The 2,295-nt window shown below is 71.6% G+C and carries 2 protein-coding genes and 1 pseudogene; all 3 read right to left on the minus strand.

The window, feature by feature from the left end; translation table 11 throughout:
* A pseudogene (locus ASG00_RS14220) lies at window positions 1-615 on the minus strand (glycine--tRNA ligase); the annotation flags it as partial.
* Window positions 616-694: 79 nt separating this feature from the next.
* Window positions 695-1,264, minus strand: a complete 570-nt coding sequence (locus tag ASG00_RS01835) for a hypothetical protein (protein ID WP_056206422.1) — start codon at window positions 1,262-1,264, stop codon at window positions 695-697.
* On the minus strand, window positions 1,261-2,295 hold a 1,035-nt coding region (gene menC, locus ASG00_RS01840), incomplete at its 5' end, for an o-succinylbenzoate synthase (protein WP_056206438.1). The genes menC and ASG00_RS01835, both read right to left, overlap by 4 nt.

Below are 2,295 nucleotides of genomic sequence, written 5' to 3' on the forward strand. Positions count from 1 at the left end.
GAAGATGAAGTTGCCGGGGGTGATCTCGTTGCGGAACGCCTTGCCGATCTGGCCGACGCCGAACGGCGGCTTCTTGCGGCTCGCGGTGAGCACGTTCGCGAAGTTGACGAAGATGCCCTGCGCGGTCTCCGGGCGCAGGAACTGCAGGCCCGACTCGTCGTCGACGACGCCGACGTAGGTCTTCATCAGACCCGAGAACGCACGCGGCTCGGTGTACTGACCCTTGGTGCCGCAGTTCGGGCACGGCACATCGGCGAGGCCGTTCTCGGCCGGGCGGCCCTTGCGGGCCTCGAAGTCCTCGAGCAGATTGTCGGCTCGGAAGCGCTTATGGCAGCTCAGGCACTCCACCAGCGGGTCGGTGAACGTCGCGACGTGACCCGACGCCTCCCACACCTGCTTGGGCAGCACGATCGACGAGTCGAGGCCGACCATGTCGGCGCGACCGCGCACGAACGTCTGCCACCACTGCCGACGGATGTTCTCCTTCAGCTCGGTGCCGAGGGGTCCGTAGTCCCATGCGGACCGGGATCCGCCGTAGATCTCGCCCGCTTGGAACACGAACCCGCGGTGGCGGGCGAGGGCGATCACTTTGTCGAGGCGGGACTGCACGGCCACGGTGGCTCCAATGGTCGGAGGGGGAGAGTGCGAGAAATCGCGGATGCCGCGGGCCGGCGGCATCCCCCGAGTCTAATCGTCAGCGGGCGCCGCACTGGGCGGCGTAGGCGGAGTCGAGGACGCCGTTCGGGTCGTCGAGCGGCGTGTAGGCGACGCCGACGGCCGCCCCGAGGGCGAATCCGACCGACACGGTGGCGCTGGCGGCGCTGGTCGCCGCGGGCGTGGCGCGCGGGGAGGCGTCCGTCAGGGCCTCGGCGGCCGCCGTGGCAGCGCTGCCCGTCTCGTCGCAGATCATCTCCGGAAGCTGCACGGCGATGCGCGCCTCCTCACCGGCGGCGACCGAGCTGGAGACGGCGCCTACGCGGTAGCCGAGGCCGAGGAAGCGGGGGTCGTCGATGCGCACCCGGTTGATGACGATCGGCTGGGTGGTGTCGTTGCGCACCACGAGGTAGGCCTCTTGGCCGCTTGTCGAGGTGACGATGCTCGGCGCCGTCTCGGGCGACGTCGCGAGCCACGCGGTGATGCCCGTCGGCAGCGCGGTCGCCGACGGCGCCGGGTGCGCGACGGCGCGGCCGGCGCAGCCGGAGAGGAGGCCGATCGCGGCGACGGCGACGAGGGCCGTGGCGGCGAGGCGCGGCATCCGGATCATCGGCGCACCTCCTCGCGCAGGACGGTGAACTCGTCGAGGGCGACCGGATCGATCTCGATGCCGAGGCCGGGGCCGGTGGGAACGTCGACGTGCCCGTCGACGAGGGTGATGGGGTCGCGCACGATGTCCTGCGTGTAGAAGCGGTTCGAGGCCGACACGTCGCCGGGCAGGGTGAAGCCGGGGAGCGCGGCGAGGGCGGCGTTCGCGGCGCGGCCGATGCCCGTCTCGAGCATGCCGCCGCACCACACCGGCACGTCGGCGTTGCGGCACAGGTCGTGGATGCGCACCGCCTCGAGGTAGCCGCCCACGCGTCCGGCCTTGATGTTGATGACGGATGCCGCGCCCAGCGCGAGCGCGTCGCCGGCGGCCTTGAACGAGGTGATCGACTCGTCGAGGCAGACGGGCGTCGACAGGCGCTCGGCGAGGGTGGCGTGGTCGACCAGGTCGTCCTCCCGCAAGGGCTGCTCGATGAGCAGCAGGTCGAAGCGGTCGAGCTCGACGAGCGTGTCGATGTCGGCGAGCGTGTAGGCGGAGTTCGCGTCGACCTGCAGGGGGATGTCGCCGAACGCGTCGCGTACCGCTGCGGTGTCGGCGACGTCGCGGCCCGGCTTGATCTTGATCTTGATGCGGCGGTAACCCTCGGCGAGGTAGCCGGCGACGGTGTCGACGAGCGTCGACGCGTCGCGCTGGATGCCCACCGAGACGCCCGAGGGGATCCGCGGCACGACGGCGCCCAGGCGCTCACCGAGTGAGCGGCCCTCGCTGCGCAGCGACGCGTCGAGAACGGCGAGCTCGAGGCCGGCCTTGGCCATGCGGTGGCCGACGATGGGGGCGAGCGTGCCGGCGACCTCCTCGGGGGCGAGGCGGTGACGGTCGAGCAGCGCCGGGATCAGGAAGCGGCGCGCCACGTCCCACGCGCCCTGCGTGTACTCGCTCGAGTAGAGCGGCGCCTCCTGCGTGACGATCTCGCCCCAGCCTTCGCCGTCGGAGGTGAGCGCCCGCACGACGATGACCTCGCGCACCGACTCGGT

This window comes from Microbacterium sp. Leaf351 (assembly GCF_001423825.1).
Classification (GTDB): Bacteria; Actinomycetota; Actinomycetes; order Actinomycetales; family Microbacteriaceae; genus Microbacterium; species Microbacterium ginsengisoli.

Coding starts and splice junctions, on each gene's coding strand:
- ASG00_RS01835 (WP_056206422.1), bottom strand. CDS start 1,264: ATGATCCGGATGCCGCGCCTCGCCGCCACGGCCCTCGTCGCCGTCGCC.